The sequence below is a fragment of the Kitasatospora sp. NPDC058063 genome (assembly GCF_042885395.1).
GTDB lineage: Bacteria > Actinomycetota > Actinomycetes > Streptomycetales > Streptomycetaceae > Kitasatospora > Kitasatospora lactacystinica.
The window spans coordinates 162,249-186,856 of record NZ_JBHVSD010000004.1 but is presented as its reverse complement, the minus strand read 5'-3'; the positions used below and the strand labels follow the sequence as shown (position 1 = coordinate 186,856).

Annotated in this window: 18 protein-coding genes; 4 read left to right on the top strand and 14 right to left on the bottom strand. The window is 70.7% G+C overall.

Annotated features, from left to right (window positions below; genetic code table 11):
• Window positions 1-225 precede the first annotated feature (225 nt).
• Window positions 226-1,437 carry an alpha/beta hydrolase family protein gene (locus ACFVUY_RS08855; RefSeq protein WP_387728408.1) on the bottom strand — a complete coding sequence of 404 codons (1,212 nt, stop codon included), beginning with the start codon at window positions 1,435-1,437 and terminating at the stop codon, window positions 226-228.
• Window positions 1,438-1,800: 363 nt separating this feature from the next.
• Here ACFVUY_RS08855 and ACFVUY_RS08850 point away from each other — a divergent pair, with 363 nt between their 5' ends.
• Window positions 1,801-2,547 (top strand): phosphotransferase family protein, encoded by a 747-nt coding sequence (locus tag ACFVUY_RS08850; RefSeq protein WP_387728406.1) that lies wholly within the window; start codon window positions 1,801-1,803, stop codon window positions 2,545-2,547.
• 208 nt (window positions 2,548-2,755) lie between these two features.
• On the opposite strand, the gene ACFVUY_RS08845 is transcribed toward ACFVUY_RS08850, so the two are convergent.
• Window positions 2,756-3,316, bottom strand: coding sequence for a hypothetical protein (locus tag ACFVUY_RS08845; protein WP_387728405.1), 561 nt, complete (start codon window positions 3,314-3,316; stop codon window positions 2,756-2,758).
• A 14-nt stretch (window positions 3,317-3,330) separates the two neighbouring features.
• The gene (locus tag ACFVUY_RS08840; RefSeq protein WP_387728403.1) at window positions 3,331-3,765 is read right to left on the bottom strand and encodes an ATP-binding protein; all 435 of its coding nucleotides are present in this window, start codon (window positions 3,763-3,765) and stop codon (window positions 3,331-3,333) included.
• A gap of 161 nt (window positions 3,766-3,926) precedes the next feature.
• Here ACFVUY_RS08840 and ACFVUY_RS08835 point away from each other — a divergent pair, with 161 nt between their 5' ends.
• Together ACFVUY_RS08835 and ACFVUY_RS08830 are read left to right on the top strand one after the other, a co-directional pair.
• The gene (locus ACFVUY_RS08835) at window positions 3,927-4,874 is read left to right on the top strand and encodes a helix-turn-helix domain-containing protein (RefSeq protein ID WP_387694998.1); all 948 of its coding nucleotides are present in this window, start codon (window positions 3,927-3,929) and stop codon (window positions 4,872-4,874) included.
• Window positions 4,837-4,974 carry a DUF397 domain-containing protein gene (locus ACFVUY_RS08830; protein ID WP_387728401.1) on the top strand — a complete coding sequence of 46 codons (138 nt, stop codon included), beginning with the start codon at window positions 4,837-4,839 and terminating at the stop codon, window positions 4,972-4,974. The genes ACFVUY_RS08835 and ACFVUY_RS08830 overlap by 38 nt, the downstream gene beginning before the upstream one ends.
• 38 nt (window positions 4,975-5,012) lie before the next feature.
• Here ACFVUY_RS08830 and ACFVUY_RS08825 read toward each other — a convergent pair whose 3' ends face one another.
• From ACFVUY_RS08825 to ACFVUY_RS08800, 6 genes are all read right to left on the bottom strand, one after another.
• A complete protein-coding gene (locus ACFVUY_RS08825) occupies window positions 5,013-5,606 on the bottom strand; it encodes a DUF4291 domain-containing protein (RefSeq protein ID WP_387728399.1) in 594 nt (197 codons plus the stop codon).
• A 100-nt stretch (window positions 5,607-5,706) separates the two neighbouring features.
• A complete protein-coding gene (locus ACFVUY_RS08820; protein WP_387728397.1) occupies window positions 5,707-6,363 on the bottom strand; it encodes a class I SAM-dependent methyltransferase in 657 nt (218 codons plus the stop codon).
• Between the two features lie 87 nt (window positions 6,364-6,450).
• Window positions 6,451-6,933, bottom strand: a complete 483-nt coding sequence (locus ACFVUY_RS08815; RefSeq protein ID WP_387728395.1) for a hypothetical protein — start codon at window positions 6,931-6,933, stop codon at window positions 6,451-6,453.
• A 184-nt stretch (window positions 6,934-7,117) separates the two neighbouring features.
• Window positions 7,118-7,966: a helix-turn-helix domain-containing protein gene (locus ACFVUY_RS08810; protein WP_387728393.1), complete on the bottom strand. Its 849-nt coding sequence runs from the start codon at window positions 7,964-7,966 to the stop codon at window positions 7,118-7,120.
• Between the two features lie 13 nt (window positions 7,967-7,979).
• Window positions 7,980-8,504: a DUF6879 family protein gene (locus ACFVUY_RS08805; RefSeq protein WP_387728391.1), complete on the bottom strand. Its 525-nt coding sequence runs from the start codon at window positions 8,502-8,504 to the stop codon at window positions 7,980-7,982.
• Window positions 8,476-8,718, bottom strand: coding sequence for a hypothetical protein (locus ACFVUY_RS08800; protein ID WP_387728389.1), 243 nt, complete (start codon window positions 8,716-8,718; stop codon window positions 8,476-8,478). The genes ACFVUY_RS08805 and ACFVUY_RS08800 overlap by 29 nt, the downstream gene beginning before the upstream one ends.
• Window positions 8,719-9,045: 327 nt before the next feature.
• Between ACFVUY_RS08800 and tgmC the strand changes: the two genes are divergently transcribed.
• Window positions 9,046-10,194: an ATP-grasp peptide maturase system methyltransferase gene (gene tgmC / locus ACFVUY_RS08795; protein WP_387728387.1), complete on the top strand. Its 1,149-nt coding sequence runs from the start codon at window positions 9,046-9,048 to the stop codon at window positions 10,192-10,194.
• Window positions 10,195-10,447: 253 nt separating this feature from the next.
• Here the strand turns inward: tgmC and ACFVUY_RS08790 are convergent, their stop codons facing one another.
• The 5 genes from ACFVUY_RS08790 to ACFVUY_RS08770 form a co-directional block, all read right to left on the bottom strand.
• On the bottom strand, window positions 10,448-10,753 hold the full coding sequence (locus ACFVUY_RS08790) for a hypothetical protein (RefSeq protein ID WP_387728385.1): 306 nt from the start codon (window positions 10,751-10,753) through the stop codon (window positions 10,448-10,450).
• Complete coding sequence (locus ACFVUY_RS08785; protein WP_387728383.1) at window positions 10,750-17,652, bottom strand: polymorphic toxin-type HINT domain-containing protein; 6,903 nt, start codon at window positions 17,650-17,652, stop codon at window positions 10,750-10,752. Before ACFVUY_RS08785 ends, ACFVUY_RS08790 begins: the two co-directional genes overlap by 4 nt.
• Window positions 17,653-17,743: 91 nt before the next feature.
• The gene (locus ACFVUY_RS08780; RefSeq protein WP_387728381.1) at window positions 17,744-22,159 is read right to left on the bottom strand and encodes a LamG-like jellyroll fold domain-containing protein; all 4,416 of its coding nucleotides are present in this window, start codon (window positions 22,157-22,159) and stop codon (window positions 17,744-17,746) included.
• Window positions 22,160-22,691: 532 nt separating this feature from the next.
• On the bottom strand, window positions 22,692-24,038 hold the full coding sequence (locus ACFVUY_RS08775; protein ID WP_387728379.1) for an MAB_1171c family putative transporter: 1,347 nt from the start codon (window positions 24,036-24,038) through the stop codon (window positions 22,692-22,694).
• A complete protein-coding gene (locus tag ACFVUY_RS08770; RefSeq protein WP_387728377.1) occupies window positions 24,031-24,546 on the bottom strand; it encodes a ParH-like protein in 516 nt (171 codons plus the stop codon). Before ACFVUY_RS08770 ends, ACFVUY_RS08775 begins: the two co-directional genes overlap by 8 nt.
• Window positions 24,547-24,608 lie beyond the last annotated feature (62 nt).

Here is a 24,608-nt window from a genome sequence, read left to right as displayed (position 1 = left end):
TCCACACCCCCCGGCCGCGTGGGTGGGGGGGGGTGTGGTTTTCTTGTGCCGCGGGCGGGGGGGGGGGGGGGGGGGCCGGGGCGGTCGTGCCCCCCGCCACCGCGTGGAAGTTCCGGACCGGCTCGCCAACTGGAACGGACACCCCAGACCCTTCGTCCGGACCAAGAGCGCCGACCAGATCCTCGACAAAGTCGCCGCCTGCTGCCAGAGAATCTCCGACTCACCTCACTGGTACTGGAAGAGCACTTCCGGATTGTTCGGCGAGGGGCCGTCCAGCAGCGGACTGTGGATCCCCTTCAGCGTCCGGTCGAAGAACGCTGTCACGTACTCGCGGGTGATCACCACCCCGCGTTCCGGGGAGAGGGGCCCCGGCGTCGGGAACCCGGCCTCCTCCAGGAGCAGGTCCAGGTCGGTGAAGCTGGTGTGGTCGGCGCCGGCGACCGTCAGCCACTTCTTGTAGCCGCCGAGGGCGGCCCAGGCCTGCCCCCACGTGGTGTCGTGGCCGCCGACCGGGTGGTTGTCGGCCGCACCCAGCATGAGGAACGGCCGGTTGATTTGGCCGGGCATCGGGGCCGGGTGGAAGGAGCCGTCCATGTTCACTCCGGCCCGTACTCGCGGGTCGGCGGTCATCGTGGCGGCGGCCGCCGCTCCGCCGATGGAGTGTCCGGCCGTGCCGATCTCGTGCTTGTCGATGAGGTGTGCCAGGGGCCACGCGGTATTGCCGTGCGTCAGCCGGTCGATGACGAAGGACATGTCCAGCGCGCGGCTGGCGGCGACGGAGTCGAAGTCGAGCGCCGGGTTGTGGCAGATCGCGCACGTCGGTGTCTGGCCGTTCGCCAGCGTCTCGCCGCTGTCCTCGTAGGTGTGGCCGACGAGCGCGACGACGTAGCCGTGACTGGCCAGGTCGGTCGCGAGCGAGGTGAGCGTCATGCGCTGGTCCTCGAACCCGGGTGAGAGGACCACCAGCGGATACTTGCCGCGCTGCGGCCGCGCGCCGTCGAAGGCGTGAGTGGTGACGGCGGAAAGGTTCTGCGGGGTGACGCCGGAGCTCGCCGGCATCCCCCGGAACCGGATGGCTCCGGCTGCCTCGGCGAGGGTCATGTAAGGGGCCGGGGTCCCGGTTCCGGGGACGGCCGGGTAGACCATCGTGACGGTCAGTTGGCGGGGGCCGGACGACGGCACCCACGGGTCGGGACGATTCGCGTCGGTGAGGTGGATGACGTCCTCGCCGGCGGCGTAGGGGCCGGTCGGCGCGGGGAGCGTGCCTTGGAAGGACCGTGTGGGCGCGGTGGCCGTGGCCGGTGCGGTGTCGAACGCGTGCGTGGCCGCCGGTGTGGTCGACGGTGTGGTTGTGGCGGCGAACCCGGCGCCGGTTCCGGTGACGAGGGCGGCGAGCGTCAGCACCGCGACAGCGCTGATACGGCGATTGCGTTTCATGGGATCGACGCTAGGTTCCGCGGCTCCGTGTCGAATCGGCTCATGGATGTAAACACTCTGGTGCCGTTCGTAGCCCCCGCGAGGTACTGGAGTAATCCGCCGGGAGTATGTCGTGCGGCGCGGGGGTTTCCTTCGCCGGCATCGTCGAGCGCCACCTTCGTCCTGGCCTGCGACGGACACGACGCCAAGCCCTACTGCTGCACCGGCCCGTGGTGCGCGCCAGAAGTCGGCGGGGCCGACTTCTGGCGCGAGGCGGTGCGGTGTCGTGCGCGAGGCTGCCGGGTGGCGGGCAGCGGTCGGCCGCGTCGTCGCACGTGACAAACCCGGCGACGTCGGCGGCCGTCCCCGGGATACTGGTCGCCCATGGATGAGGTCACGGTGGTCGTCGCCCATTCCGAGCGCGCGACCCTGCGCGTCGGAGACGTGTTCCTGAAGGTGGACGCCGATCAGGCGCGCATCGACGTCGAGGTCGAGGCGATGTCCCTCGCGCCTGTCCCGACCCCGAAGGTCCTGTGGCGCAAGCCGCCCGTGCTCGCGATCGCCGCGCTGCCGGGGAGGACCCTCGGGCGCCTCGGCGGGCCGTCGACCGGGTCACCGGCGGAGTGGGCCGCGGCGGGCGCCGCCATCCGGAAGCTGCACGACGCGCCGCTGCCGCCCAGGCCCGGCCGGGCCGGCCGGAGCGTCGTCGCGCTGACGGCGGAACTCGACGACGAGTGCGAGGCGCTCGTGTCGAACGGTGTCCTGCCCGCCGACCTGGTCACCCGCAACCGCGAGGTCGCCGAGGCCGCGTTCCGGCCGTGGACTCCGGCGTTCACGCACGGCGACCTGCAGGTCGCGCACGTGTTCGTCGACGGTGGCGAGGTCACCGGCATCATCGACTGGTCCGAGGCGGGCCGGGGTGACGCCCTGTACGACCTCGCCACCTTCACGCTCGGACACGAGGAGCACCTCGACGACGTCATCGCCGGGTACGGCACCGACGTCGACCTCGACGTGATCCGCGCGTGGTGGTCGTTGCGAAGCCTGCTGGCGGTTCGCTGGCTGATCGAGCACGGCTTCGACCCCTTCGCGCCGGGCTGCGAGGTCGACGTGCTGAGATCCCTGATGTGAGGCCGCGCGGGCCCGCTTTGTGCACAGGAAGTCGGCCCAGCCGACTTCCTGTGCGGGGAGAGCTGAAACCGGCACGCTCCACGGCGGGCCCGGCCAAGCTTGGCCGGGCCCGCCGAAACCACAGCTGAGCAGTACTCATGTCGCCTCATCCGTTGCCGCTTCGGCCCAGCCGAAGCGGCAACGCCATGTGCACCACCACTTCCTGCGTTTACGGGCGGGTGGTGGCTTGGACCTGGGTGCGGCAGTGGGTGAGGGCGTATTTGAGGCGGGTGTCGGGGTTGGGGGTGGTGGTGAGGAGTTCGCCGGCGGTGACGAGGGCGGTCCAGTAGGTGGTGGGGTTTCCGGTGCGGGGGAGGGGTCGGGCGGCGGCGAGGGAGAGGTAGGCGGCGGTGAGGTTGCCGGTGGTGAACCAGCGGTGCAGGCCGTGGTGGTGGCCGGGTCGGATGCCGCCCATGGCGTCGATGGCGACGAGGAAGTGGTCGACGACGGTGAGTTCGGTGTCGGTGAGGGAGGCGGGGACGTCGAAGACGCCGAGGGCTTCGAGGAGTTCGCCGGTGTCGGTCTCGGAGCCCGTGCGGGGGTTGGCGAGGAGGGCGTCGTGGCACTCGTGGAGGCGGCGGACGGTCTCGGCGAGGGGGATGGTGAGGGCGAGGCAGACCGCGCGGGCGGAGGGGAGGGGTTTGTGGGTGCGGCGGGCGAGGAGGGCGTAGGTGTCGGCGGGGGTGCGGCCGCGGGAGAGGGCGTGACCGGCGAGGGTGGTGAGGTGCATGGGGGTTCGGACTTTCAGGCGGTGACGAGGGCGGGGCCGGGGGCGGGGGCAATGAGGGCCCAGACGAACTTGCCGATGCCACCGGGGCGGTTGGCGCTGCCCCAGCGTTCGGCGAGCCGGTCGACGAGGAGCAGGCCTCGGCCGTGCTCGTCGTCGGGGGCTGGGGTGTGGAGGGTGGGGTGGTCGGTGCCGGCGTCGTGGACTTCCAGGCGCAGGCGGGAGCCGGTGACGGTGAAGCGGACCTCGATGTGGCAGTCGTCGGGAGCGTCGGAGTGCTGGACGGCGTTGGCGAACAACTCGCCGAGGAGCAACTCGGCGGTGTCCGAGTACCGGTCGCCGGCGGGGAGGGCGGAGAGGTACGCGCGGAGCAGGTAGCGCGCCAGCGGCGTGGACTCGATACGGGAATCGAGGCGCGCGACGAACATGCGGGGGCGACGAGCAGTGAGCATGACGATGTACCTCTGGGGGCGGAGGGGCGTGCGACAGGAGCGCGCACAATCACGCTGCGCATGTAGATGATTGCGTTCCGGTCTCAATGATCCGGGTCGCGGAGGTACGGTGATGGCCGAAATCGGGTACCACGCACACGCGGTACGTCTGGGGGTCTGGCATGGCACACCGGCGACTCAAGAGCGAAGTGACGGCCAGTTCGGCGCGGATCTTCGGCGAAGAGCTGCGGTTCTACCGGGAGATGGCCGGCTACACGCAGGAGCAGTTGGCGAAGCTGCTGCACTGCACCAGGCCGAACATCACGAGGTACGAGTCCGGCCAGCGGCGCATGTCGCCGGACATGGTCGTGCAAGCGGACCTGTTGCTCGACACAGGTGGATCGCTCAAGCGGCTCTGGGACCGGGTGGACTGGAACGCCGAAGTTGAACACCCGGATTGGTTCCAGACTCATGTCGACATGGAATCCGAGGCCGTGGCCGCACGGATCTTCCAACTTGCAGTCATGCATGGACTGCTGCAGTGCCGCGAGTATGCGGAGGCCGTCTTCGCGGTCAGTGATGCGGCTGGGAAGCCAAAGGTGATTGAGGAACGAACGGCGGCCCGACTGGCGAGGCAGACGCGATTCCTGGATCCGGAAGGGCCGCTCCTGTTGGTGATCCTGGATGAGAGCGCAATTCGGACTGTCTTTGGCGGGCCGGGAGTCATGCGACGCCAGATGCAGCACCTGTTGGCTCTTGCAGAACTCCCGAACGTGATCATCCAAGTCGCGCCATTCGAGTGTCGGCAGGCCATCATCGACAAGTCCATGGTGATGCTGGAGATGCCCGATGGACGGACCTGGGTGTACTCCGAGAGTCTCGACCGTGGTCATGCCAGCGATGATCCGGCGATCGTGGCAGCGCATCGCCGCAGCTATGATCTGGCGCACGGGGCGGCACTGCCAGTAGCCGACTCGCTTGCGCTGATCGCCGATGCGCTGAAAGGGTTCATGGATGACGAGGATCGAGCTCGACACGACCGTCTGGCGCAAGAGCAGCCACAGCGGCGGCAACGGCGGCGACTGCATCGAGGTGGCCCCCGGATTCCCCGGCCTCGTCCCCGTGCGTGACTCCAAGGACCCCCTCGGCCCGGCCCTCGTCTTCCCGGCCGCTGCTTGGGAAGCATTCGTGGCAGCCGTTCAGGACGGCGAGTTCCCGGGCCAAGGCTGACCGGGAACTCGGTACCCGAGAAGAACATCAGGCCGGGCTCAGGCGCCCAGGTGGGTCAGCAGCGTGTCGCCCGACGGGTACGGGAGTTCGGCGGGCAGGAGCTTCCGGGCCTCCTCCAGTTCCCCGGCCCGCACATGCTCGTGGATCGTGTGCGCGAGTGCGGTGACGTCCTCCACCGAGACGATCCACTCGTCCGCGTAGCGCTCGGTGGCCTCGCCGGTGAGGCCGAGCTGAAGCGACCGATGGGGCAGCGGTTCCAGATGCAGGCCGCGTTCGGGATCCCACTGCACGCGGGCCGGCGATCGCCTCAACTCGCGCTTCCAGGTGGCCTGGTCGGGGTGCAGTCCGTGCTTGTAGTGGGACAGGCAGCTGTTCTCCAGGGCCCATTCGAAGCCCTCGCGGGTGATCTCGACCGCGAGGACGGTCTCCTGTCCTTCCTTCGTCGCCCATCCGCAGCGGTACATCATCCAGAGGAACGACGGTTTGATCCACGTCATCCGGTCCCGCTTCCACACCGCCGGAAAGCGGCCGTCCCGGGCGGCGGGCAGGCCGATCTCCGGCGAGTACGCCTGGTAGACGGTCACGGTGGAGGGGGTGTGGAGGGCGCGGATCTGATACTTGGGTTCTGGCATGCTGACCAGCCTCGATCCTCCGCGATCATTGCGCCAGCGGATTTTCCGAGCGGCGTGAGCTTCCCCGGCGCCGGTCGTGGAGCCGCTCCGCTCTCGAAGGTCACGCGACTACGGCGCGGGCGATCAGGGTTCCGATGTGGCCGGGCTCAGGAGCGTCGAGAACTCGGACATCCGGGTCCGTGAACCCGGATGTCAGCAGCAGGCGCGTCCAGTCGGCCGGCTCGTAGCTGTACCGGTAGGTGAACATCGCCGGGCCCGCGAACCCGCCCTTGTACATGCCCTGCGGCCCGTACGCGCCGGGGATCGCCGGGGGGTGCGAGAAGACCAGGACCCCGCCCGGATTCAGCCTCGTGGCGATCAGCGGCAGCAGCCTCTCCGGATCGGTGAACCAGACCGCCCCGAAGATCGAGAAGACGGCGTCGTACGTCTCCGTGCGGTGGCGCAGATGGTCCAGCACTTCGGCACAGACGAACCGTGCCCCGAGAGGACCCCACCGTTGCGTGACGTTGGCGACCATGACCGGGGACAGGTCCACCCCGGTCACCTCGACGCCCCGCTGCGCCAGGAAGGCCGCCGCCCGCCCGGTGCCGCATCCCAGCTCCAAGGCCGTCGCCGGATCGCCCAGCAGTTCCGGGCCCGGTCCGTGCCCGCGGTACTGCGACCAGCAGAAGACGGGGTCGGCATCCTCCTTGAAGGCGCTCCCCGCATAGGCGTCCCACAGTTGGCGTTCTGCCTCGATGTCGTGCGGTACGGGCAACGTGACGTCCTCTGTGTCGAAGGAAACCAAGGCGGTGCCCCCGCCCCCCAGGTGGAGTCCGGGGGCCGGAGGCACTCCAGCGTCGTGTCAGTGGCTGTCGGGCACCTTGTCGTCGCACGGGGAGCAGTCGGAGGCGTCCACCGACCACAGCTCGTCGTCGACGTCGAACCCGTTTTCGCGCAGCAGGTCCGCGGTGCGCATCACCGTACCGTCCCGGCGGCGTTCGACCAGCGGTGCGTGGTGCTTGTACCTCCCGCCGTTGTACCTCTCGCACAGTGCGAAGTAGAGCGGCGTGTCCAGGATGAGCTGGTGGACCCCGATGTCAACGGTCTTGCCGACGCCCATGTCCACGCCGGGGCACTCCATGGCGGTGATCAGGTAAGCGATGCCCTGACCGAGGACGCGTTCGGCGAGGCTGCGAACCTCCACGCTGTCGCGCAGCAGCAGCGCGACTTCGCGCTCCCACAGGTCCGCCACGCCGACGTCGTGGAGCAGCTGCGGCACGCGTTCCTGCACCGCGTTGAGGATCTTGCGCGGATCACGGGTCCGCATCTGAACGGCTGTACTCATCGTGCGTCTCCTCCTGCTGTCGGAGTGGTGCACTGCACTTGTCGACCGCTCGGGCCATCGCGGGGAAGTCGGCTCATGCGACATCGCCGTGGTCGCCGGTCGTGCAAGTTTCTTCCTTTGCGAGACATGACGTTAGAGAGCGACCGAAGGCAGCGGCAACGAACTTCTACGGACTTCTACGCGTTCACCCGAGAGCGTCAATCGCGGCGGCGAGCAGTGAGCGTGCGGCGGCACCGTGAACCGCCTGTGACGCCAGCTCGGCCCACGCCCGGACGTATTGTGCGACCTCGCTCGGAACGGTCACGGTGACGGCGGCGGTCAGCAGTTCGACGTTGACCCGCTCGTCATCGAAGACGCTGAACGCTTCGAGCGGCCACATCTCGCGGCCGGCCCGGAACGGGATCACGCCGAGGGAGACCCTCGGCAGGCTCATGAGCTCCAGAAGGTGGCCGAGTTGACCTGCCATCGCTTCGGCGTCGCCAACTCGGTGGCGAAGAACCGACTCCTCGACCAGGACCGCGAACCGGTGGTCTCCTTCGCGCACGACGTGTGAACGGGCGAGCCGCGCGGCCACCGCCTCGGCGACGTCGTCGGGTGTCCGGTGGAAGCGTGCGATCTGCGTCAGCAAGGCTGTTGCGTAGGCCTCCGTCTGGAGGAGTCCGGGAACCACGTTGGAGCAGTACACGCGGAAGAGACGGGTGCGCTCGTACAGCGGTACGTAGGACGCCTGAACGCGGCGTAGGCCCGACCGTTGAAGGCGTCGCCACTCGACGTACATGGTGTCGGCATCCCGCGATGCCGCTATCAGGTCATCGGCTTGGTCCTCGGCTCCGCATGCCATGCACCAGGCTCGAATGTCCTTGTCCGACGGAGTGGTTGTGCCATTGGCGATCCGGGACACCTTTGACTGGTACCAGCCGGTCCGCCGTGCGATGTCCACGGGTCGGAGCCCGGCATCGCGGCACAGTTCGAGCAACCGGGATGCCACGGCCTCACGGGCCGTTTGGGCACTGGACGAAGGGGACCGGGCCATGGGTGATGGGAGGTCAGATCTCGAACTCTTCGTGCGGAACGGCGCGCTGCCACACCGACTCGAACGACTCGGCGCAGCGCTGTACGACCCCCGGGTCGTCGGTGATCTCGTTCCCCAGGAACGCACCGTCGCCGGAGAACACGCCGAAGCGAGCTACCCGTCCGTCGAACAGCCACAAGTCATTGCCAGGCAGCAGCAGGTCGGATGCAAGCCGACGCGGCAACCACCGAACGGACTCCCCAGCCCCGACGTTCTGGAAGGTGCAGGAGTGTTCGAAGCGGATGTAGTCCGTCACCGGAACCGAGACCACGCGGGCGCGACGGAACTCCACGCCACGCGCGATCGCCTCCGACACCATGGACAGGAAGGGGGTCCACCACGAATCCCGGTCGTCGGGGTCATGGCGGTGACCGGCCTTCCACGCAGCGAAGTCCGCGTCCTCCTCCGCGACGCCGTAAACGTCTCGCATCTCCAGATGAACGGCGGAGTGTCGGCAGTCCGCCAGCATCTCAGCGAACGTCGGCACCTTCTGCGGCATCACAGGCCTCCCTGATGGCGGCTGCCATCCGGGCGGGCAGCCTCACGACAGCTTCGGTTTCCGGGATCGGACCCGTCGTCAGGCACAGGGCCTCGGTCTCGGGATCCGCCTTCCATCCTTGGAGGACGATGTCCTTCGTATCCGGGTCCACCCAAACCGTGGGGCAGTTCTCCCCGTTGGTGTTCGGGTCCTTGGCGATGAACAGTAGCCGCACGGCAACCCTCCTGCTTCATCGGTCCCGCGAACTTCTACGCGGTTCAGGCGTCCGACTACCCGCGGCTGCGACACGCCAACCTTCCTGGTCGGCCAGAGGCCCACGAGCGGCTGGGGCCGGCTGGTCGAGGAGGCCGGGGCCGGAGGCGACGAAAGGCTCAACGGCCCCGGCTTTGGTTGACGGCGCGTTCGACCTCGTGGTGACCGTCCCTTGTGAGTGGTCCGTGCTTGAATGCCAGGTCAGCGGGCCATGGGCCTGGCAGGGTGTCGACACCACCTCGGCGATCGCCCGCGCGATCGCCGACCTCCGGGAGAAGGGCCCCGACCCATGAGCACCTCGGACCGGCTTCGCGCCGCCCTGGTGGACGGCCTGACCGGGGATGACGCGATCGGCGATCCGGCGTGGCGGGCCGCCGCGCTCGCCGTGCCGCGGGAGTTGTTCGTCGGGTCGTTCTTCGTGCCGGTCCCGGGCAGCGGCCCGACCGCGTACCGGCCCGTGCACCGGACCGACCCCGGGTGGCTGAGGCAGGTCTACGCGAACGAGACGCTGATCACCCAACTCGACGGTCACGTCCGCCCCGAGGACGTGACCGGGGGCACCGTGACCGGGACGCCGTCGTCGTCCTCCACCCTGCCGTCGCTGGTGCTGGGCATGTGGCAGCAGCTCGATGTCGAGGCCGGGCACCGGGTGCTGGAGGTCGGCACGGGCACCGGCTACTCGACCGCCCTCGGGGCCCACCGCCTCGGGGACGCCAACCTGACCAGCATCGAGTACGACCCGCTGGTGGCCGAGCGTGCCGCCGCCGCGATCGGGGCGGCCGGGTTCGCTCCCCGGCTGGTCGTCGGCGACGGGCTGGTCGGCGACCCGGACGGCGGCGAGGGCGAGTACGACCGGCTGATCGCCACTTGCGCCGTCCGGTACCTGCCGCCCGGCTGGCTGCACCAGGTGAGGCCCGGCGGCGTCATCCTGGCGACCCTGTCCGGGTGGGGCTTCGGCTTCGGGCTCGTCCGCCTGGTCGTCACGGCCCCCGGCGAGGGAACGGGCCGGTTCATGCCCGGCTGGACCAGCTTCATGATCGCCCGCCCGCACGACCGGCCGCCGCGCCAGAGCATCTCCCTGCTCCCGGGGGACGAACGCCCGTCCCGGATCGACCCCGAGGTCATCAGCACCTGGACCGGCAGCTGGGTCGCCCAGCTCGCGGCGCCCTCGGCCGAACGGATGGGGGCCGTTGGGCACCAGATCCTCTGGGACGTGGCCACCGGATCGCAGGCCCGGACCGCGCCCGTCCCCGGCGGCGGGTGGACCGTGGTGCAGCGCGGCCCGCTCCGCCTCTGGGACCAGGTGGAGAGCGCCGTCGAAGCCTGGCAGCGGGCCGGCGAGCCGCACCAGGAGGGCTTCGGCCTCACCGTCTCGCTGACCGGGCAACGGGTCTGGATCGGAAGCGAGGCCGGACCGGGCTGGAACCTGCCGATCTGACCCCTCCATCGCGGGCAGCAGCAGCTCAGGCGCCCAGGCGGGCGAGGAGCGTGTCGCCCGACGGGCAGGGGCGTTCGGCGGGGAGGCGTGACACTTGGGCTCTGGCGCCGTGACCAGGATCGAGGCCCGCCATGCCCCGCGCGAGCGGATTCTTCAGCTGCTGCCGTCAAGACCTGAAGAAGCCCCACCGGAAAACGATCCGGTGGGGCTTCTTCAGTGCAACGGTAGGGGTGTGGCGGGGTGGGGCTCCCTCTTAACCCGGCTCAGAACCCGTAGGGCGCGGAGCGAACTCCAGGTTCTCGAATTCGAAGTCCGCCTGCTCGATTGCCTCCTGCCGCGTGGGATGGCACGTGTCCGTCAGGACTTCCCAGTCCGCGGAGCAGTAGAACAGGTAGTAATCGGACTCTCCGTCGTACCGTGCGATCGCCAGGTGGGCGATCTTCTCGTCGAGGCTGTCGACCGAGTGCCTGGTCCGGCCGGTCGGGCGCTGCGTGTCTCCCACCGGCGCGTACAGCTCGACCGAAGCGCCGTCAAGGACGGCCGGCACAGGTGTACTCATGGCCTGATCTCCACACTCGTGTTCTCGACCACTCGGCCGTTCTCGACCGCCTCGAAGTGGATGTGATGGCTCTTCGACGTAGTCTCGTGCTTTCCGTAACGAACTATACGACTGCCATCACTTGACACGTACCGGCCGACTCCCTCTTCCCGGTACCCGGCCCCGAGCCAACGTTCGGCGAGGTCCATGGCCTGGTCCTGATTGATGGTTCCGCCGTGATACTCCGGAGCACGTCCACGCGGGGTGGCCGCCACCTGGGAGGAGTTGGCGGTGAAACAGTTCGGCCCGGAATTGTGGACCAGTACCGGCGTGTTCCCTGCCAGCACGTAGTACGTGTGCAGGTCTCGCACCGTCAGGTTGTGGGCGGGCTGGACCAGGTGGAAGTGCCGGACCTGGGCCAGGGCGACGACCGTGCCGTCGGAGCTGCGGACGGTGTCGTCCGCGGTGAGGTCCCCGGCGTTGACCCAGGCGTCCCGGTTGACGCTCCAGAACGGGTGGTGGTCGGTCGCGGTGATCTCGCCCCGGCCGTCGGCGAGGAGGAGCGTGGTGAAGTCGGCGTCGTCCGGGGTCACCATGGTGGCGTCGACCTCGCGAGCGGCCGTCTTCCCGGTCTCCGGGTCGGTGGCGAGGACGAGGTCCCCGACCTTCAGCTGCTCGATGGGCCTGGTCGTCCCGTCCGCCATCCGAACCGCGACGCCCGCCGGGAAGCTGTCGCAGGACATGGCGATCTGGTTGCCGGGTGCGGGCTTCTCGGCCGCGGCCGCGGCCGGCTTGGGCTTGGCCGACTTGTTGAACTTGGCCAGGCCCTTGCCGAGGGCACCGGCGCCGACGCCTATCTCGCCCGGGCCGAACATGGCGATGTTCTCGAACTGCCAGTTCTTGAGCTGGTCCCAGAGCTCGTTGTAGATCGGGGACTTCTGGCATTCCTTGATCATGTGGCAGGCGTTCAGCGCTGCCGCCACGTAGTCGTGGGCGTCGGAGTCCGGGTCCTCTCCGAAGCGGTGACGCTGCTTCTGGAGGATCTTCAGGTTCTTGTTGGTCTGCTGGATCAGCTTGTTGAAGTCGGTCTTGCCGGTGGTGATCTGCACGCCGCCGGGGAGGACCGACTTCACGCTCTTGACGGTCTCGACGACCCAGTCGCCGCCGTTGACCGGCATCCAGTAGTCCTGGACCAGCTGGCCTTCGGGGGTGCGGCACTGGGCCGTACCGCCGCAGGTGCCGTCGGGCCGGAGCCCGGACGGGTCGCTGAGGGTGAGCGGGTTGTTGTTGCTGTACGTGTAGCCCGCCAGCGACTGCGGGTCGGTGCCGGCCAGGACCGGGTCCACGCTGATGAACCGGCCGGTGGCCGGGTCGTAGTCGCGGGCCCCGAGGTGGGTGAGGCCGGTGGGCTCGGCCGTGCCGCCGAGGAAGCCCCGGGTGCCGGCCCAGGTGGCGGGGCTGGTGCCGCGGCTGCCGCCGAAGGGCAGCGAGCGGCGCTGGTCCACGGCGCCGGTGGTGGCGTCGACGCCGATCTCGGCCGTGCCGTGGTGGTCCTTGACCTGGAAGGTCAGGCGGTTGTCGTCGGTGCGGACCGCGGTGGCCGCGCCGAGCGGGTAGTAGCGGGTGGCGGTGGCCTTGGCGGCGCCCTTGACCAGCTTCAGCTCGACGCGGTCGAGGTAGAGGGTCCAGCTCTCGGCCGCCGGGTCGGCGGTGTCGAGGGTGTGGCCCAGCAGACGGTTGCCGACAGCGTCGTAGAGGTAGTCGGTGGTCTGGTTGGTCGTCGCGGTGGTAGTGCCGCTGGTGGTCTTGACGGTCGCGGCGAGTCGGCCGACCCGACCCTCGGAGTCCCAGGTCAGGGCCTGGTCGCTGGTCTGGTTGCCGGACGGCGACTTGAGGTGCCGACCGGTGGTGTTGCCCGCGGTGTCGTAGTCGTAGCTCTCCACGACCGGAGCGCCGACCGTGCCGGTGACCGTGGAGGTGGAGCTCAGGCTGTGCGGTCGGGCCGCGGTGGCGGCGGGGTAGGTGTAGGTGGTGGTGGCGTCCTGGCCGGTGTTGCCGGTGGTGTCGTGCCGGGTCTCGGTGGCACGGGTGCCGTTGGTGTTGTAGGTCCAGCTGGTCCAGTACGGGGCGGGGCCGCCGAGCTGGGTGCCGCCGGGGGCCGTGCAGCTGCCGGTGCTGGGGGTGTAGGCCTCGGTGAGGCGGGCCAGGGAGTCGTAGCGGAAGCACTGCCGGTCGGTGCCGGAGCGCGAGGTGTCGGTGACCGAGGTGACGTTGCCGGCCTGGTCGTAGGTGTAGGCGGCGGCGCGGGTGGCGCCGGTGACGCCGTACTGGTCGGTGCGGCTGGACGCGAGGCGCTGGGTGCCCCACTCGTAGCCGTTGGTGATGTACACGTCCTTGCCGGCGGTGCCGTTGCTGAGCGTGGACTGCAGCGGCTTGCCGGTGAGGCTGTAGGTCTGGTTGGTGAGGTACTTCGTCAGGCCCTCGGCGGCCGTGGGCCGGTGCAGCGCGTCGTAGGTGAACGCCACCGACTCGGCCGCCAGGTTCCCGACGGCCGGGTACGCGATCGACTTGGCCTGCCCGTCGAGGCGGTAGATGGTGCCGCTGACGTAGCTGCCTGCCAGGGCTTCCTGGCCGGGGACGGACGGAATGGTGACCGTGGTGCGGGTGGGCCGGGCGAGGGTGTCGAACAGCGAGTAGGTGGTCTTGTACTGGTAGGTGGTGCCGCCGACCGTGCTGTAGCGGGTGCTGGACGACAGTTGGCCCTTGTTGCCGGCCGGGTCCCACGCTCGGGAGGTCAGCAGCGGGCCGGTCGCCGAGCCGTCGCGCGTCTCGATCGGCCGGGAGAGGTTGTCGTAGGCGGTGGCGACGGTCCTGCCGCCGCCGTCGGTGGTGCCGGTCAGCTCGCCTCGGTCGTTGTACGTGCTGGTGGTGGTCCCGGAGTCCGGGTCGACCGCCTTGGTGCGCCGGCCGAGCTGGTCGTACTGCCAGGTCCAGACACTGCCCGCCGGGCCGGTGAGCCGGGAGAGGTTGCCCGCCGCGTCGTAGCCGTAGGTGGTGGAGTCGTAGGCGCCGGTGGGCGCGGCGGACTTGTACTGGCGCAGCTCCACAGCCCGGCCGACCGCGTCGAAGACGGTCGTGGTGGGGGTGCCGCCGGTGGGCGGGGTGACGGTGACCCGGTCGCCGCCGTACTCGGTGAGCGTGGTGGCCAGCGGGGTGCCGACACCGTTGCCCGAGAGCGCGGTGGCCCTGACGACCCGTCCGAGGCCGTCGTACTCCGTTGCCGCCTGGGTCTCCAGGCCGGTGGTGTCGTCGATGCTGCGCAGGGTGCCGGAGGGCGCGCCGGTGGCGTAGTACGGGGAGTAGGCGAGCGCCGTCTGACCGCGCTCGTCGTAGAAGGTGTCCGCGATGACGCGACCGCCGTTGTCGCCCGGGGCCTGGCCCTGCCGGAAGCGGCCGAGGCCGTCGTACAGGGTGTAGGCGGTCTGCTGGGAGCCGTCCTCGTTGAGGGTCCGGCCGGCGACGGAGACGATCTGGTTGTCGGCGACCGTGTAGGCGTACTCCTGGTCGGGGGTCTGCCCGGTGGCCTTGGAGCGGTCGGGCAGCCAGACCTTCAGGGTGCGGCCGAGGGCGTCGTAGAGCGTGTCGGTGCGGCGGTTGTTGGCGTCGATCGTGTCGACGGCCAGGCCGCGCAGCAGGTCGTAGTCCGTGGTGGTGGTCTGCGTGGTGGTGGCGTCGCCGGCCTTGGCGGGCGGGGTGGTCTCCAGCGTCCTGGTGGGCCGGCCGGTGGCCGGGGTGTAGGCGGTGGTGCTGGTCCGGGCGTTCGGCGAGGCCGTGGTGACCGGGTTGGTGGCGCCGCTGAGGTCGTGGACCGTGCTGGAGGCCAGCTCGGTGCTGCTCAGCGGACGGCCGTAGCCGTCGTAGGCGACGGCGTGGTCCAGGTAGGTGGCGCTGTTGCCGGTGCGGGACTTGAGCGTCTGGATGAGGGTGATGTCGCCCTTGGCGGGTGCGGCGCCGAAGCCCTGTCCGTCGAACCGGTAGCGGATGTCGGAGAGCACCGCCGAGGTGCCGTCGGCCCGGGTGTCCCGGTTGACGTCGGTGGCGCAGTTCGCGGCGACCACCTCGACACGGGTGGCGCTCCTGAGGATCCAGGCGCCGGCGTTGTCGGCGTACGTGGTGCGGGTGCAGGTGTCGTCGTCGGGGACCGCGACGTCACCCTGGTTCTCGACCGAGGTGACCCGGCCGTAGCCGTCGCGGGTGTTGTTGGTACGGGTCTCGCGCCAGCTGCTGCCCGCACCCTTGTCGAGCGAGGTGAAGGTGCGGGTGACCGCGGTGCCGGTGATGTTGGCGGTGGTGGTGCCCCAGTCGCGGACGCGCTTGGCGGTCTCCTGCTTCCACGGCGTGTTGACGTTCTTGCCGAGGATCACGCCGCCGGGCCTGTCGTACTGCTCGGTGCGGTACTCGTAGCCGGCCCAGGCGTCGTCGTCGGTCAGGACGGTGCCCTGCCCGTCGTCGACGGTGACGCCGCGCTTGCCGTTCTTGTCGGCGGGGTTGTTGCGGTCCTGGTCCATGCCGCGCAGGAACCAGTGGTCGGCCTGGGTGGTCATGCCGGTGACGCCACCGGTCTCGACCCGGGTGCGGGCGTAGCCGCGCCACTGGGACCAGGTCTTGAGCTTGTCCTTGGTCAGGCCGTCCTCGTCGTCGAAGTGCCAGGCGGCGTCGCCGAGGTAGGTGTAGTGGGTGACCATGTCGGGTGCGCCGCCGGTGCGGTCGGTGGCGATGACCGCGTCGACGACGTACTTGTTGAACCACTCCGTGGTGACCGGGGTCTCGTCGGAGGCCTGGTACATCTGCGGGAAGCAGCGGGTGGTGTTGGACTGCGGGGTGGGCAGGTTGTTCCAGTCGCAGGCCGCGGCCGAGTAGTTGACGTCGAGCTGGCCGCCCTGCTCGTCGGTGACGGTGCCGAGCCGCTGCTTGATGAACGGCATCCGGCCGTCGCCGACCTTGTCGAGCCGGTTGGCCATCTGCTTGTAGGCGAGGGTGGTCTTCGGCAGGGCGACGGACGGGGCCGCGGAGGACCCGGTGTGCTTGATCGAGTCCAGCAGCAGCTGGTAGTCGAAGTCGGCGGTGCCCCACTTGTGGGTCAGGTCCCAGGTGTCGACGGTGGCGTAGCTGCCGTCGGCCTGAAGGGTCTTGGCCGCGATCTGGGTGAGGCGGGTGCGGGTGAAGAAGGTCGGCGAGTACTGCGTGGTGCAGTCGGTGCCGTCCTTGCAGTTCTGGTCCCACGGGGTGTCGTACCAGTACTGCCGGTTGGCGTCGATCTTCGCCGGGTCGCACACGCCCGCGCCGGTCTCCAGGCAGCGTTCGGCGGTGCCGAAGTCGACCCGGCCCATCGGCTTGACGCTGGCCGAGTACAGGTCGCCCTGCTGCTGGCCGTACTCGATGTGGTCCAGGCGCCCGCCGCGCATGTACGAGGTGCGGTCGGTGGCCTTGAGGTTGCGGCCGTAGTTGTTGGTCTCGGGGGTGTACCAGTAGGTGATGTCGTTGCCGTGGGCGTCGACCACCAGGTCCAGGTTCCACCGCCAGCCCTGCTGGCACCACGAGGACCCGAAGTCGGCGCCGTTGCAGGGCTCGCCCGCGTTGTTGCCGTAGACCGGCACGGTGTAGACGGACCTGGTCTCCGGCTTGCCCGCCGACCAGTTCGGCAGGCGGTTGTAGCCGAAGTAGTAGCTGGTGCCGTCGGTGGTGGTGGCGCGGAAGTACTCGCCGTCGTTGTCGCCGTTGCCGCGGCCGGTGTCGCGGACCCGCACGACCTTGGTGGCGTCGTCGTTCTTGATCCGCCACTCGTCGCCGGAGACCGGGATCAGCTCACCCGAGTGCCCCGCGAAGCTGATGGTGGCGTTGTCCGTGCCCCAGCACAGGTCACCGGGGCTGGACTTCCCGGTCTTGGGCGCGCCGTCGTCGGCGCAGGCCTTGTAGCTGCGCTCGACGAAGCCCGGCGACAGGTCGAAGCCGTCACCGGCCCAGGAGGCCTGGTTGTTGCTGTTGGCCGTCCGGCCGTCGATCGCACCGGAGTTGTAGGACAGGCCGACCTTCGGGGTCAGCCCGCCCGGCATCGCCGTGAGCGGCATGTCGTAGGACCAGGTGAACGCGCCGCTGTTCAGCGCGGTCGACCAGCTCGACGCGCTCGACAGCGGCGTCGCCCGGTAGTCGCCGCTCGGTCCGGCGCTGCCGGTGGTGGCCGCGAGCACCATCGCCCCCGGCGCGGACTGCAGGCGCATCGACCCGGCCGGGGCCGTGGTCAGGGCGTCGGCGGCGACGGTCTGCTTCGCCACGTCGTTGCCGCCCGGCAGCGGGGTCTGTACCCGGCATTCGGGCAGGTCGGGCGTGGTGAGCGCGCACTCGGGCAGGCGGACCAGCTTCAGGCGCGAGCCGAAGCCGGAGCCGGCGGCCTGGGCGAAGGACGAGTAGTCGACGGCCAGGCCGCTGTTCTCGTCGGCGCCCGTGACGGTCAGCAGGACGCCGTTGATGCCGGCCTTGGCGGCGGCGTCCTGGCCGAGCAGCTCGACCTCGGCCCTGCCCGCCGCGCCCGAGGACGAGAGCGCGACCGGCAGCTTGCCGGCCTTGACGGCCCTGCCCTTCTCGCCGGGGACGTCGACGGTGGCGCTGCCCGCGCCGGGCAGGGCGCCCTGCTTGCCGTCCGTCCTGCTGACGGTGGTGTCGGCCTTGCGGCCCTTGGCCTTGGCGTCGGAGCCCTTGACGGGCTTCTCGGGTGAGACCGCGGACGGCTTGGTGTACGGTTCCGCGGCCGCCGCGACGGCGGCCAGCGGCAGTGCCGGCAGCAGCGACCCGACCAGGGTGCCCGCGATGATCGCGGACATTCTGGTGCGGGTCGGCCGCGGCACCGACCTCTTCCTGCTCATGGGTGGGACAACTCCTCTGGGAGAAAACGGGTGTGACGGACCACGGGCCGGGCGGCAGGAAGCCGCCCGGCCCGCGAAACGGAGGGGGGAATCAGACCCCGGTGGAGGTGTTCAGCTCGACGTTGTAGTCGGCGAGCTTGGTGATCTGCGCGGGGCTCAGTACGCCTTGGTACAGCCAGACGTCGTCCAGCTCACCGGAGAAGTACTCGCCCCAGGCGCCGGCCGCCTTGTTGCGGCCGAACTGCACGCCGCCCGTCGCCTCGTAGGGCTGCGGGGCGCCGGTCCAGGAGATGTGCGGGGTGCAGCCGGTCGAACCGTCCGGGCAGCCCTGGTTCTCGATCTGGCCGCCGACGTACAGGGCGAGCCGGTCCGCGAAGGCGTCGTAACTGACCGCCAGGTGCGTCCAGTTCTCCAGGACGGAGGTGGCCGGGGTGTGGGCGGTCAGGGTGCGGCCCGCGCCGGTGGCGTCGGAGTCGCGCACCTCGGCCTGCCACTGGCCGGTGGGCTGGCCGTTGGCGTCCTTGCCCAGGGTGTGCCAGCGCAGGGTGACCGCGCTGTTGTTGGCGCCGGCGACGGACAGCACCGTCATGTCCCGGGTCGGGACGCCCGCGGTGTTCGCCCAGCCGGCCAGGGTGAAGCTCTGGCCGGTGTGCAGCGGGACGGAGCCGGTGGCCGCGTAGCCGGTGGAGCCGTCCAGCAGCAGGGTGCCGGGGGCGGGCAGCACGCCGCCGTCGGCCTTGATCGAGGCGCCGCCGCCGAGCTGGGCGCCGGCCTTGGCCGGGCCCTCGTCCGGGGTGACGGCCGGGGTGCCGGTGGCCGAGGAGAGCTTCCAGCGGCCGGCCAGCTGCGGGCGCTGCTGGACCATCGCGCCGGCCTCCGGGCCGGTGACGACGCGGTCGTAGAGGCGCACGTCGTCGATGTCGCCGCCGAAGAACTCGCCGTTGGCGCCCTCGCGGTTGACGGCACCGATCTGGATCGGGCCGGGGTTGGCCCACGGCGCGTTCTGGGTGTAGTCGGACTCGCCGACCAGGAAGCCGTTGATGTAGAAGCGCAGCTTCTTGGCGGCGGTGTCGGAGACGCCCAGCAGGTGGGTCCACTCGCCGGTGGTGCCGGCGAAGCAGGGCGCGCCGTTGATCTGGGTGCCCGGGGTGCAGTCGGGCTGCCAGGTGCGGACCAGGGTGTCGACCGAGGTGTCCTCCTTGTAGCGGCCGAAGATCCAGCGCTTCCAGTAGCTGGAGTAGTACAGCGAGAACTCGCTGTTGTGCTGGCCGATCTGGCTGACCGCGATCTTGGCGGTGGTGTCACCGGGGGTCGGCGCGGGCAGCTTCACCCAGGCCGAGACGGAGAAGTCCCGGCTGCCGTCCACCTGCGGGCGGGTGCCGCGCAGGTAGTCGTCGACGCCGTCCAGGTGGATCGCCTTGTCGGCGATGCCGGGGGTGCCGAGCGCGACGCCGCTGTAGGCGGTCAGGCTGTCGGTCTCGGCGGTGCCGACCGGCTTGGCGGAGGCGCCGTCCAGGTGCCAGACCGACTTGGCGGGGCGGCCGGTGGCGAGCTGCTTGTCGGCGGCGACGTCGGCGGCCTCGGCCTTGCTCAGGTTGCGGTCCCAGAGCCGGACCTCGTCGACCGAGCCCTTCCACGGGTCGGTCCAGTTGCCGTGCCACTTGGAGCGGCCGAACTCCAGCGGGCCGCGCGCGTCCCAGGCGGCGATGACGGGCACCGGGGTGCCGGGCACGCCGTTGACGTACAGGGTGCTGGTCTTGGCGGTCGGGTCGTAGACGCCGACCAGGTGGGTCCACTGGCCGAGCACGACCGGAGTGTCCGAGCTCGCGGCCTCCAGGGTGTAGACGGCGTTGGTGTCCTGGCTGGAGGTCCACATCGCCCACTTGCCGTTCATCAGGCCGAGGGCGAAGCGGGCGGCCCAGTTGCCGTTCTCACTGACCGCGACCCGGTTGCGGGTGGTGTCGCCGGTGAGGTTGACCCAGGCGGAGACGGCGAAGCCGCGAGTGGTGTCCAGCACGTTGCCCTGGGTCTCGGCGTAGCCGTTGGCGGTGCCGTCGAAGGCGAGGCCCTCGGCGAGGTGGCCGGGCGCCCCGGGGGTGGTGCCGGAGCCGAGGGTGGCCTCGAAGCTGCCGCCGGTGCCGGCGACGGAGGTGCCGCCGGCGGCGTCGTCCATCGACCAGCCGGTGCGCTGGGTCTGGCCGGAGAGCACGTTGAAGTAGTACGTCTCGGGCTGCGAGGCGTTGCCCGCGCCGTCGACGGCCCGGGCGGAGAGGAAGTGCACGCCGGCGGTCTGCGGCTGGACGCGGACGGTCTGTCCGGCGCCGCCGCCGGTGGCGATCTCGTTCGCCGCGGACGGCGAGGTGTCCAGGCCCCACTGGTACTTGACCACGTCGGTCGCGGCCGACTTCAGGGTGAAGTAGCCGTTCTTGCCGACGCCGTCGGTCCACGGGAGCGCGGCGGTGGCGTCCTTGGAGCCCGGGTAGGCGTCCGAGGTGATCGCCGGGCCGTCCGGTGCGGAGGTGTCGACGATGAAGTAGCAGCCGGTCGGGTCACCGTCGGAGGACCACGGCCCCCACTGCGCGCCGTCCCAGGCGCGGGCCTCCCAGTCGAGCTGGAGGTTCTGCGGCAGGCCGGTGGGCAGCGGCCAGGAGAACATCGAGCCGGAGGCCTTGAAGGTGTCCCACCCGGGTGCGGCGTCCTCCGAGCCGGTGGACCACCAGCGGCGGCGCAGGCCGCTGCCGTCGTTCCAGCCGACCGCGAACTGCACGCCGATGGCCTCGCCGTCCGGGTCGCTCGCCCGGGTGGTGACCTGCGGCATCTTGTTGATCTTGATGCCCGGGTACTGGCAGACCGAGCCCGGCGACATCGTCATGTCGGACATCGGGATCTGGTTGGGCCGCAGGTTGTAGTACACCGACAGGTAGGCGTCGTCGGTGAAGCGCTTCCAGGCGAGGGTGTCGCCCTCGTTCTGCGCCTTCAGGCCGAAACTGATGGTCGGCCAGCCCCAGTTGGCGGCGTCCTGGACCAGGTTGCGCACCGCGCCGTCCTCGCCGTACTCCAGCCAGCCGCCGGGGCAGCTGCCGCTCCAGCCCTTCGCGGTGTTGATGGTCTGCAGGTAGCGGCTCCAGAACCCGGAGGCGTTCTGGCCGTTCCAGTTCAGGCCGGGGGAGATGTAGCCGGTGTTCCACAGCTCGACGGGCCGGGCGTCGCAGGAGTACGACCAGCTCTCGTAGGTGCCGAAGGTGGCGCTGAGGATCTGCTTGCCCACGAAGGGGTTGGAGACCTGGAAGAAGGCCCGCTTCACGTCGGTCGGCGCGCACCGCGAGGTGTCGCCGCAATAGCCGACGCCCCAGTCGTGGACGTAGCTGCTGTTGTACGTGAAGTGCCAGTACGCCTGGTTCGGGTAGCTGCGCGAGACGCCCGCCCAGTCACCGGCGTGCGGGGTGTTCCACGCCGGGTCGATCATCACCGGGTAGACGGTGTCCGCGGCGTCCAGCATGCCCTGGTCGGGCGACAGGACCAGGCCGTCCTTGGGCAGGTCGACCTTGAGCCGGGTCATCTTGGCGCCCTCGCCGGGCAGGTCGCCGTAGCCGGCGGCGGCGAGGTCGCCCGGACCGGCCGCGGGGGCGCCCGGGGCGGGGGCCGCGGCGGGGGCCTCGGCCTGCGGGGCGGCCTTGAGCGTCTTCGGGGCGGCGGCCGGCGCGTTCGCCGGCGCGTTCGGTGCGGCGTTCGGCGTGGCGGTCGCCGGGGTGTCCGGCGTGACGGCGGCCGGCTTGGAGGAGTCCCACATCACCGGGACGGGCGCCTCGAAGACGGTGCCGCCGCCGGACGGGTCCTTCGCCTTGAGGGTGCCGTCCGCCTCCTGGCCGACCGTCAGGCCGGTGCCCTGCAGGCCGAGCCGGAGCTGGTCCAGCTCGGGGTTCTTGGCGGCCTCGGCGGTGTGCACCACGATGACCTGGGTGAACCCGGTCCTGGTGGCGGACAGCCGCAGGTCCACGTCCGGCAGGATCGACGCGTACTCGGCGGTCGCGCCGTTGACCTTCGGCTTGGGCAGCGGCTTCGGCCAGCTGAGCTTCAGCTCCTTGCCGGCCCGGGCCATCGTGACCAGCGGTCCGCTGCCGCCGCCGGAGAACCGCAGGTCGGCGGTGGACCCCTTGGGGGCGACGGCGCCGCCGGGCAGCGTCTGCAGCGTCGGGTCGAGGTCCACCCAGGCGCCGTTCTTGCGCACCCGCTTGGGCTGGACGTAGGTGGTGGTCTTCAGCTTGCCGTCGGGCTGGGCGACGGTGTCACTGGTCTCGCTGCGCTTGGCGAGCACCTCGACCGGCTTGCCGCTGCGGGCGGCATCCTTGACGGCCAGGCTCTCGGCGGTGTCCTGGGAGCCCGTCATGCCGGGCGGTGGCGTTCCGCCGGTCGCGGCGGCGGCCGGCACCACCGCGGTCGCGGTCAGGGCGACCGCGGCGAGTGCCGCGGCGAGCAGACTGCCCGACCGTCTTGCTGCTGTTCTCACTGTGCGTAAGCTCCGACTTCCGATATGTGGGCGAAGTTTGAGCGGATCTTTATGGACGCTTAATCAGGTGTCAAAGGTTCATGAGAAAACCGCGTGGACGCGTGCCCGTGTCGATGAGTCGTCAGAAGGGGAGCAGCGCAGGTAAAACCGGACAAACCACTTGATGCGCTGTGGCGGAAGTCACATGCCCGACGGGCCGCCGCGGAGCGTTGTCGCCCCCGGGCGACGGCGGCGAACGGTGACCGACAGCTTCGATGCGGCGCCGCGGCGAGTGGCGGGCATCCCATCTTCTGGTTGTCGATGCTGGTCACCCGGGGTGTCGCGGATGGAGGCGGCGCGGTCCGGGCGACTGCGGGGGCTGCGGACGGTCACCGACGTGCCCCGGAAACGGGACGCCGGTGCGGGGGTGGACGGTTCCCGGGCGCGGAGCGGCCGAGGGGAGCGGCCCTCAGGACATTTCCGCTCTTTCCGCCTGGCTGTTCGTCAGATTTCTTTGGCAGAATAACTCGGCCTTGTTGCGGTCAAGTTGTCGTCAGGTCGGTGAATCGGAAATGCCGAATCGGGATCCGGGAAATGCCGATTCGGGAGCGGAAGGCGCCGCGTCCGGGCTCCGGTCCGCCGCCGGCCCGGCCGGCAGCGGCGGCAGGTTCCGCAGCGCCTGGGCGATCTGCCCCAGCCAGCGGGTCTCGGCCTCCATGCCGCCGGTGTGCGGCAGGTGCGGTTCGGCCGGTGACGGGCCGCTGCGGAGGAGGGCGTCGGGAGCCCGGGTGCGGGCGCGGTGCAGGGCGGCGGCGATCCGGACGGCCTCGGCCCGCGCGGCGGCGTCGGTGTCGGCGGAGGCGTCGGCTTCGGCGGAGGGGGCGTCGGTGGAAGGGGCCCCACCGGGGCTGCCGTCGGGGGAGGGGGAGTCCTCGGCCGTGCGGTAGCGGCGCAGGATCAGCAGCCCGTCGCGGATCTCGATGACCCGGCGGTAGAGGGCGAGTTCGGCGTCGGCGGGAGGCATCCGGCCCGCGGTGATCCGGCCGCCGGTGATTCGGCCCGTGGTGATCCGGCCCGTGGTGAGGGCGATCTGCGGGAAGGCCGCGTGCAGGGCCCGCCACAGCGGCCCGAGCGCCCGGTAGCCGCGGTACGCGGCCCGCCACCGCCGGACGGCACGCCCGGTGCGCGCCCACAGCAGCGTGGTGGCGCCGGCCAGCAGCAGGATCGCGCACACGCGTCCGAGCGCCAGCGAGACGGTGTCCTCGGTGGTCAGCTGACGGCCCGTGCGCAGGGCGCCGAGGACGTCGTCGAGGCCCCAGGCGGTCCAGATCAGACCGACGGCGGTGGTGAGGGCGACCAGGCCGAGGGCCGTGCGCAGGGCCGTGTCGTCGGCCCGGCGGATCCAGTGCAGCGTCTGGCGCAGCAGGGTGACCAGGCAGCCGGTCGCGTAGCCGGTGATGACCAGGTCGTAGCCGGCCAGCGCCACGGGGCCGAGGGCGCCGGTGGCCACCAGTTGGCCGCCGTCCTCCCTGGGCCGGGCGAGCAGGAACAGGACGGTCGCGGCGAGGACCGCGAGGGCGGTGCCGACACAGCGGCGGCGCAGCGCGCGGGCGTCGGCCTCGGGGCGGCGCAGCGCGACGGCGGTCAGTGCGAGGAATCCGGCGGAGCCCGTCCTGAGGTGGTCGGCGAGCATGCCGGACAGGCCCGCCAGGCCGGTTCCGTGGTCGAGGTCCACCCTGGCCCGGGCGGCCGTCAGCGCCAGGAAGACCCCGAAGCACCAGGCGAAGCAGCAGGTGAAGAGCAGGGCCGGCGAGCGGCCGCGGCGCCGGCCCGCGAGGAAGCGGTAGCTGCCCAGGCCGAGCAGGAAGGCCGCGGCGAGGGCGAGGACGGGGTCAGTCATGCGGGCCGGTCGGGCGGCGGGTGCCCAGCAGGGGGGCGAGCCGGTGCGCCCACTCGGCGTCGCGGGGCTCGGCGCCGGACGGCCGGGCGCCGGTCAGCAGGGCGCGCTTGAGGATCAGTGAGGCGAGCAACTCGGCCTCCCGCTCCTGCGGTTCGAGGTAGACGGTGCGTCCCAGGACCTTCCCGATCAGTGCCGGGGAGAGGTGCGGCAGCAGGCCGCGAGTGAGTCCCGGGCCGGCCGGGGTGCCGTCGGTGTGGCCCAGCAGGAGGTGGGCGTACTCGTGCACCAGGATGTGCTGGCGGTGCACCTCGCTGGTGTCCTCGGCGTAGACGATGTAGTCGGCCTGACCGGTCGTCACGAGCAGTCCGCACGGCGCCCCGGGCCGTGCGGGTACGGCGATCAGGTCGATGGGCCGGCCGCGGTCGCGGGCGAGGCGGGCGACGAGCTCGGCGGCGTCGAACGGGTCGGGGAGTTCGAGCGAGTCGCTGATCGCGCGGCAGCGCCGCATCAGTCCGCCGTACCGCCGGATCCACCGCAATGCGCGCCTCACCTGTCCGCCGGGGCCGGCGT

What these genes read in the sequence shown, in the direction of transcription:
- ACFVUY_RS08855 (WP_387728408.1), bottom strand. Translation starts at nt 1,437, where the DNA reads ATGAAACGCAATCGCCGTATCAGCGCTGTCGCGGTGCTGACGCTCGCC.
- ACFVUY_RS08850 (WP_387728406.1), top strand. Translation starts at nt 1,801, where the DNA reads ATGGATGAGGTCACGGTGGTCGTCGCCCATTCCGAGCGCGCGACCCTG.
- ACFVUY_RS08845 (WP_387728405.1), bottom strand. Translation starts at nt 3,316, where the DNA reads ATGCACCTCACCACCCTCGCCGGTCACGCCCTCTCCCGCGGCCGCACC.
- ACFVUY_RS08840 (WP_387728403.1), bottom strand. Translation starts at nt 3,765, where the DNA reads ATGCTCACTGCTCGTCGCCCCCGCATGTTCGTCGCGCGCCTCGATTCC.
- ACFVUY_RS08835 (WP_387694998.1), top strand. Translation starts at nt 3,927, where the DNA reads ATGGCACACCGGCGACTCAAGAGCGAAGTGACGGCCAGTTCGGCGCGG.
- ACFVUY_RS08825 (WP_387728399.1), bottom strand. Translation starts at nt 5,606, where the DNA reads ATGCCAGAACCCAAGTATCAGATCCGCGCCCTCCACACCCCCTCCACC.
- ACFVUY_RS08815 (WP_387728395.1), bottom strand. Translation starts at nt 6,933, where the DNA reads ATGAGTACAGCCGTTCAGATGCGGACCCGTGATCCGCGCAAGATCCTC.
- ACFVUY_RS08810 (WP_387728393.1), bottom strand. Translation starts at nt 7,966, where the DNA reads ATGGCCCGGTCCCCTTCGTCCAGTGCCCAAACGGCCCGTGAGGCCGTG.
- ACFVUY_RS08805 (WP_387728391.1), bottom strand. Translation starts at nt 8,504, where the DNA reads ATGCCGCAGAAGGTGCCGACGTTCGCTGAGATGCTGGCGGACTGCCGA.
- tgmC (WP_387728387.1), top strand. Translation starts at nt 9,046, where the DNA reads ATGAGCACCTCGGACCGGCTTCGCGCCGCCCTGGTGGACGGCCTGACC.
- ACFVUY_RS08790 (WP_387728385.1), bottom strand. Translation starts at nt 10,753, where the DNA reads ATGAGTACACCTGTGCCGGCCGTCCTTGACGGCGCTTCGGTCGAGCTG.
- ACFVUY_RS08785 (WP_387728383.1), bottom strand. Translation starts at nt 17,652, where the DNA reads ATGAGCAGGAAGAGGTCGGTGCCGCGGCCGACCCGCACCAGAATGTCC.
- ACFVUY_RS08775 (WP_387728379.1), bottom strand. Translation starts at nt 24,038, where the DNA reads ATGACTGACCCCGTCCTCGCCCTCGCCGCGGCCTTCCTGCTCGGCCTG.
- ACFVUY_RS08770 (WP_387728377.1), bottom strand. Translation starts at nt 24,546, where the DNA reads ATGCGGCGCTGCCGCGCGATCAGCGACTCGCTCGAACTCCCCGACCCG.